This window comes from Carnobacterium sp. FSL E2-0243 (genome assembly GCF_038003605.1).
Classification (GTDB): domain Bacteria; phylum Bacillota; class Bacilli; order Lactobacillales; family Carnobacteriaceae; genus Carnobacterium; species Carnobacterium maltaromaticum.
Genome location: NZ_JBBOPM010000001.1, coordinates 3,529,000 through 3,535,172, shown reverse-complemented (window position 1 = coordinate 3,535,172; position 6,173 = coordinate 3,529,000). Strand labels below are relative to the sequence as shown.

At 33.1% G+C, this 6,173-nt stretch carries 8 protein-coding genes; 7 read left to right on the top strand and 1 reads right to left on the bottom strand.

The genetic code is table 11. The features are described from left to right. Positions 1 to 745 precede the first annotated feature (745 nt). The 7 genes from rpmH (at position 746) to MHI00_RS16485 (ending at position 5,508) form a co-directional block, all read left to right on the top strand. Positions 746 to 880 carry a 50S ribosomal protein L34 gene (rpmH, locus tag MHI00_RS16515; RefSeq protein WP_010052317.1) on the top strand — a complete coding sequence of 45 codons (135 nt, stop codon included), beginning with the start codon at positions 746 to 748 and terminating at the stop codon, positions 878 to 880. Between the two features lie 216 nt (positions 881 to 1,096). Further along, entirely contained in the window at positions 1,097 to 1,438 is a 342-nt protein-coding gene (gene rnpA, locus MHI00_RS16510; RefSeq protein WP_010052316.1) for a ribonuclease P protein component, read from the top strand. Positions 1,439 to 1,474: 36 nt separating this feature from the next. Further along, positions 1,475 to 2,311, top strand: a complete 837-nt coding sequence (yidC, locus tag MHI00_RS16505; protein ID WP_010052315.1) for a membrane protein insertase YidC — start codon at positions 1,475 to 1,477, stop codon at positions 2,309 to 2,311. 46 nt (positions 2,312 to 2,357) lie between these two features. Further along, positions 2,358 to 3,095, top strand: a complete 738-nt coding sequence (jag, locus tag MHI00_RS16500; protein ID WP_015077946.1) for an RNA-binding cell elongation regulator Jag/EloR — start codon at positions 2,358 to 2,360, stop codon at positions 3,093 to 3,095. 164 nt (positions 3,096 to 3,259) lie between these two features. Further along, positions 3,260 to 3,652 carry a hypothetical protein gene (locus tag MHI00_RS16495; RefSeq protein WP_229251493.1) on the top strand — a complete coding sequence of 131 codons (393 nt, stop codon included), beginning with the start codon at positions 3,260 to 3,262 and terminating at the stop codon, positions 3,650 to 3,652. Between the two features lie 369 nt (positions 3,653 to 4,021). Further along, entirely contained in the window at positions 4,022 to 4,954 is a 933-nt protein-coding gene (locus MHI00_RS16490) for an alpha/beta fold hydrolase (RefSeq protein WP_341115016.1), read from the top strand. Continuing rightward, positions 4,951 to 5,508, top strand: a complete 558-nt coding sequence (locus MHI00_RS16485) for a YdeI/OmpD-associated family protein (RefSeq protein WP_332589470.1) — start codon at positions 4,951 to 4,953, stop codon at positions 5,506 to 5,508. The genes MHI00_RS16490 and MHI00_RS16485 overlap by 4 nt, the downstream gene beginning before the upstream one ends. A gap of 243 nt (positions 5,509 to 5,751) precedes the next feature. Here MHI00_RS16485 and MHI00_RS16480 read toward each other — a convergent pair whose 3' ends face one another. Beyond that, the gene (locus tag MHI00_RS16480) at positions 5,752 to 6,159 is read right to left on the bottom strand and encodes a DUF1433 domain-containing protein (RefSeq protein WP_341115009.1); all 408 of its coding nucleotides are present in this window, start codon (positions 6,157 to 6,159) and stop codon (positions 5,752 to 5,754) included. Between the last annotated feature and the right edge of the window lie 14 nt (positions 6,160 to 6,173).

Genomic DNA, 6,173 nt, shown 5'->3' with positions numbered 1-6,173 from the left:
AAAAACGAACCTCCTTTATAAGTGTGTCTTAACTATTTTAGCATTTTAACTGAAAGTTTTCCACAAGTAGTTGCAATCTGTTGAAAATTTATAAAATCACTGGGTAAAAGTTTTCCACAGGACGAAAAAATAGTGTGTATAACTTTTAAAAAAATAAGTTTTCCTTTTCTTTTGTGGATAGAAAATGGTTTTGAAACCTTGTAACAAAAGGTGTTTCACGGATTGTTAACAAAAAATGTTGAGGTGGGTATAAAAGTAGTGCACAATCTGTGTACTTGTGGATAATTAGAATCTAACTCAAAATTAAATTTTACTGTGGAAAAAGTTATTCGAGACGTTTGTGGATAAAAAAAGGGAGATGTGGACAATTTGATTGAAAAATAAAAATGTAAAAATAGTTGAAGCGAATGAATTTTTTTTAGCCAAATTTTAAAGATAAGAGAAAGAGATAAAAAATGAGATTTAAAAAATAATGACTCAGACAATAGGAAGTAATTATTTTTTGAAAGCCTTATCTTTAGAAAAAAGTTGGATTTTAATTAAAATCGAGGGGCTTTTATAATAAATATCGCGAAAATAGGTTTCTTATTGATAACATTTATGCTATTATATTTGAGTGAGTGAATGAAAGTAGACGAGTTGCACTTGACAAGACTATTTTTGCTTCGTTATAATAATCAAGACTGTCTTTGAGAAAAGTAGAACTGAATATAAAGAGATAGTTTTTACAGGAGGTGTATTACGAATGAAAAGAACTTACCAACCTAAAAAACGTAAACGTCAAAAAGTACATGGTTTCCGTAAACGTATGAGTACTAAAAATGGACGTCGAGTATTACAAAGTAGACGCCGTAAAGGCAGAAAAGAATTGTCTGCATAGATCACTGAACGTCTCAGTGGTCTTTTTTTCTATCAAAATAGATTTTTTTAAGTCTATTAGTGAAATAGAAAGCATTCTAAAGACCCTGAGATTTTCAATTTTAGTAAGGTGTTTCTTTGCTAGGTAATCAACTGTGTGTATTATTATAAGAAGACAGTCAAATTTAGAGATGAATTATGGTATGATGAAAGAAAAGATAGAGATGAGAGATTGTTTATGAGAAAAGCTTATCGAGTGAAAAAAGAAGCTGATTTCCAAAAAGTTTTTCATAAAGGTAAATCAACAGCTAATCGACAATTTATTATTTATACATTAAATAAAGAGAACCAAGAACATTTTCGAGTGGGTTTATCGGTTGGAAAAAAAGTTGGAAACGCAGTTGCGCGTAATGCTGTTAAGCGAAGAATTAGACAGAGTTTAACGGAGCTGAAAAGTGAACTGAAGGCAGATAAAGATTTTATCGTAATTGCTCGTGTTCCAGCAGCTGGTATGTCAACTAAAGAAGTTAAAAAAAGTTTAACCCATGTGTTGAAATTAGCCAAAATGATCAACAAATAAAGAGCGTTAATTTATGTAAAAGTGAGGGAAAAAATAGTGCGTAAACGTAAGCGATTACTTATAGTGTTAGCTTCCATTGTTTTGATGGTTGTTCTAACTGGGTGTGGAACATCACCAATAACAGCAGATAGTACAGGTTTTTGGGATCAGTATGTCGTATGGAATTTTTCAAGAGCCATTACGAGTTTATCTAATATTTTCTTTGGTAGTTATGGATTAGGGATAATTGTTTTCACAATAATTATTCGAATTATTCTATTACCTTTAATGCACCATCAAACAAAAAGTACACGTAAAATGAGTGAAATGCAGCCTCAATTAAAGGCTTTGCAACAAAAATATGCTTCCAAAGATACTGAAACTCAAAATAAATTAAAAGAAGAAACACAAAAATTATATTCAGCAGCTGGCGTTAATCCAGTCATGGGTTGTTTGCCAATGTTAGTCCAAATGCCAGTCTTAATGGCGATGTACCAAGCGATTAGCCGAACTGATGTATTGAAAACGGGTCAGTTTTTATGGATGGATTTAGGTTCACGAGATCCTTATTTCATTTTACCAATTTTAGCAGCGATCTTAACATTTGCAACAACGAAGCTTTCAACAATGAGCCAAGCAGAATCAAACCCAACGACGAGTGCAATGTTGTATATGATGCCTGCTTTGATCCTATTTATGGGGATTAGCTTACCAAGTGCCTTATCATTATATTGGGTAGTTGGGAATGCCTTTTCAGTAGGACAAACGTTACTATTAAATAATCCATTTAAGATTAAACGTGAGCGTGAAGATAAAATTAAAGCTGAGCGTGACTATCAAAAAGCATTAGAAAAAGCCAAAAATCCTAAGAAAAAACGCAATAAAAAACGTTAGATTAAAAATGTAAGTAGGGATATAGATAGAAATGGAGGGAAAACAGATGGAAAAATATACTGCGACAGGAACGACGGTTGAAGAAGCTGTTTCAAATGGTTTAAAAAAACTTGGACTAAAAAAAGATGAAGCTCAAATTACAATTATTTTTGAAGGTAAAAAAGGCATTTTAGGTTTTGGTAAAAAAGATGCGATTGTTGAGATAAGTCCCAAACTAGTCAAAGAAACTCCAAGTGTAACGGAATCAACAGATGTTCCAGAGTTGGAAGTTGAAAAACAGACTCAAGAAATCAATCCTGTAGTTGAAGTGGAAGAGCGCAATGATGAGATTGCTTTTAAAGCTATTAGTGATTATTTAACGAGTATTGCAACTGAAATGGGTGCACCGTCAACTGTTCAAGTAGATGTTGTGCAAGACCAAGTTATTTTTCATATGGAAACGCAAAAACCTGGTTTAGTGATTGGCAAACATGGCAAAGTCTTAAATGCTTTGCAGTCATTAGCTCAAGTTTTAATGCATCGCCATGCCAAAAGTAAATTGACAGCAATTGTTAATGTTGGAGACTATCGTGAGCGTCGTGAGGCCGTTTTAAAACAATTAGCTGATCGAACCTCTGAAAAAGTTTTGCGTACAAACCAAGCTGTTTTCCTAGAGCCTATGCCTGCATTTGAGCGAAAACAAATTCATTTTTATATAAGTAAGAATGATAAGTTGTCGACTCACTCAGAAGGCAATGAACCTCACCGTTATCTAGTCGTTGAGCCTACAAAAAAAAGATTTTAATTGAGTTTGAACTAAAGAAGATGCTAATGAGTAGAATCATGGCATCTTTTTTTTGTAAAGATAACTTAAAGTTAATTACTTAACTAAACCTATTAATGTACGTATGGTATAATAAATTAGATGGATACATAGTAATGAAACTCGTTTGATCTAGGAGGAGAATGATGAAATATATTTTGATGGGATTTAGTATAACTTGCCTGATTTTTATTTTATTTCAGCCTAAAGCGAGTGCTGTAAAATTTGAAGAAAATAAGCATAAGCAAAAAACAAATGAATATTCAAAACTCCAAGTCATTTCAGTTGAAAAATCGCTAGATGTTGCAGAAAGAACGGAAAAAAAAGAGCGTTTAGACTCAGTTGGTAAGTGGCGAGATAAGAATATGGAGAATTCAAAAAATAAAGAAAAAAGAAAAAGAATAAAAAAGTCTCCTAATGAAGCCAAAATGAGTATTTTAAAGAAAATAAGCAATATCTGGTTTAGAAGAATGTATTGCAAGGTAAAAAAGTTTCTTGAAAAAATTGGTTGGTCTTGGTATCGGGATGAAAAAATATAAAACACTATCCAAATGTATCCTGGTTTTAGGTTAGTCAGTGTCACTGGTTCATTTTTAAGATAATAGTCTAAAAAGCAGTTTGAGAGGGATTCTCAAGCTGCTTTTTTGCGTTGTGGCGACAGGTTTATAAAAGGATGATAGTTTCAAAAAACAAGTGGAGCCTACGTTGAACATAGTTAAAAATTATAGTTAGTTTTGAAGAATATATAGTGGCTTCCAAAGAAATACGGAAAAAAATTACTTTAAAACTCAGATTGCTGGTTGAAAAATATTATTAAGTTAGTTTCTTAAAGCTGACAGACTGTTGTCACAACTCAATGTTAATATTTTTATTGCAAGACACTTTTATTTGAACTAGGAGGATACTAAATGACAAATAATAATGAATTTCCAACGCCAACACTTATTTCAGTTAATGGTGTGGAGCTAGAGGTTTTTGAAGCTGGACAAAAAAATTGGGGACGACCTATAATTCTTTGCCACGGATGGCCAGAGCATGCCTTTTCTTGGCGATATCAAGTGGCGCCTCTTGTAGAAGCAGGTTATCATGTTATTATTCCTAATCAACGAGGGTATGGAGAGTCTTCTTGTCCAAAAGAAGTCATAAAATATGATATTGAACATTTAACGGGTGATCTTGTTGCTCTATTGGATCATTACCAATATAAAGATGCCGTTTTTATGGGCCATGATTGGGGCGCAAATGTTGTTTGGAGTATGGCTTTGCTATATCCAGAACGTGTTAGTAAAATTATTAACTTAAGCTTGCCCTACCAAGATCGAGGAGAGAAACCTTGGCTTGATTTTATGGAAGACGTTTTTGGAGACGAGTACTATTTTGTTCATTTTAACAAAAAACCAGGAGTTGCAGATGCTATCTTAGACGAAAATGTAGAACAATTTCTTCGTAACCTATATCGAAAGAATGCTCCATCACAAGGTCCTAGTGAAGGGATGGAAATGATTCATCTAGCTAAAGCAACCAAACCATTAGGTGAACCTATTATGAGTGCTGAGGACCTTTCTGTTTATATCGCAGCCTTCAATAAGACGGGTTTCACTTCAAGCATCAATTGGTACAGAAATTTAAATCGTAATTGGCATTTATTAGCTACTGCATCGCCCATTCTTCATCAGCCAACATTGATGGTTTATGGTGAGAAAGATCTTATTCCGCCACTTCCAAACATAACAGATTTTGTACCTAATATAGACATTAAGAGTTTAGATGCTGGTCATTGGATTCAAGAAGAAAGACCGGAAGAGCTCAATCAAATGATTTTAGAATGGTTGGGAAAATGAGTGCAGTTCTATTCTTCAGTGATCAAACAGAATTTATTGATTGGTTGGATGTTCATCACCAAATAGCTAGTGAAATTTGGGTAGTTTTTTTTAAGAAAAAGACTAATAAAGGAAGTCTCACTTGGTCCGAATCAGTAGATTGTGCATTAGTGTTTGGTTGGATTGATGGGATACGAAAAACGGTTGATGAAGACAGCTATAAAATTCGCTTTACTCCACGCAAACCGAATAGTCTCTGGAGTAAAGTTAATGTGCAAAAGGTGCATAAACTGATAGAGCTCAATCAAATGAGGCCTGAAGGGATGGCTGTTTTTAATCAAAGAAAGGATCAAACTGGTTATTCTTCAGTTCATAGGAACGTTACTCTAATGAAAGAATATGAGGATGAAATTAGAAAGAATTCAAGTTCTTGGGAATTTTTTAATCAGCTTTCGCCTTCTTACAAGAGAGATTCTATTTGGTGGGTAATGAGTGCTAAAAAAGAAGAAACCAGACTGAGAAGATTGAATCGATTAATTGTTTCATGGGAAAAAGGAGAAAAGTTCAGATATTAGATTGGTTCTTTTGGTTTATTGCTATAGAGAACGTAAAGATATTTATGATTACTATTTTGCTGAAGTGCTTTGCTTGATGTATGAAGAATCTGAGAGTGTTAGAAGTTTCTATGAAGCAAATATGGATAGATATACTTGCACAAGTTGCTATCAAATTGTAGAAAAATGTGTAGATGAATAAAAGAAAAAGTGACCAATAAAGTCATCACTAAATTTATATTTAGTGATGACTTTATTGGTCACTTAGAAAGATTCTAATAGTAGAGTCTCCTTATTTATTTTGTATTTTTTTTCTTTTTCAATTTCAGACACTGGGGTAAAGCCGGACTCAACAACTTTGTCTTTTGTTGTCAATGGAATAGCACCAGTAGAGTTTAGAGCAGTTTCAAAATGTTCTTTATAAATATCAGCACTAAATGACATATCTTTATTATCATTTACATATCCTTCAACGTATGGGACTCCCATTGGCGATACTTTGGTATCAATAAAAGTGACAGTTTCAATCCCTTCATAGTTATACTTCAAAAATTTTTCGATTCTAGGACCTTCAACTTTTATAAATTCTTTTTCCTGAATTGCTTTCATAATTAACCAACATCCTGTTATAATAAATATGGTAATCAATATAACAACAACTATCTTTTTCATTTATTTCACACCTT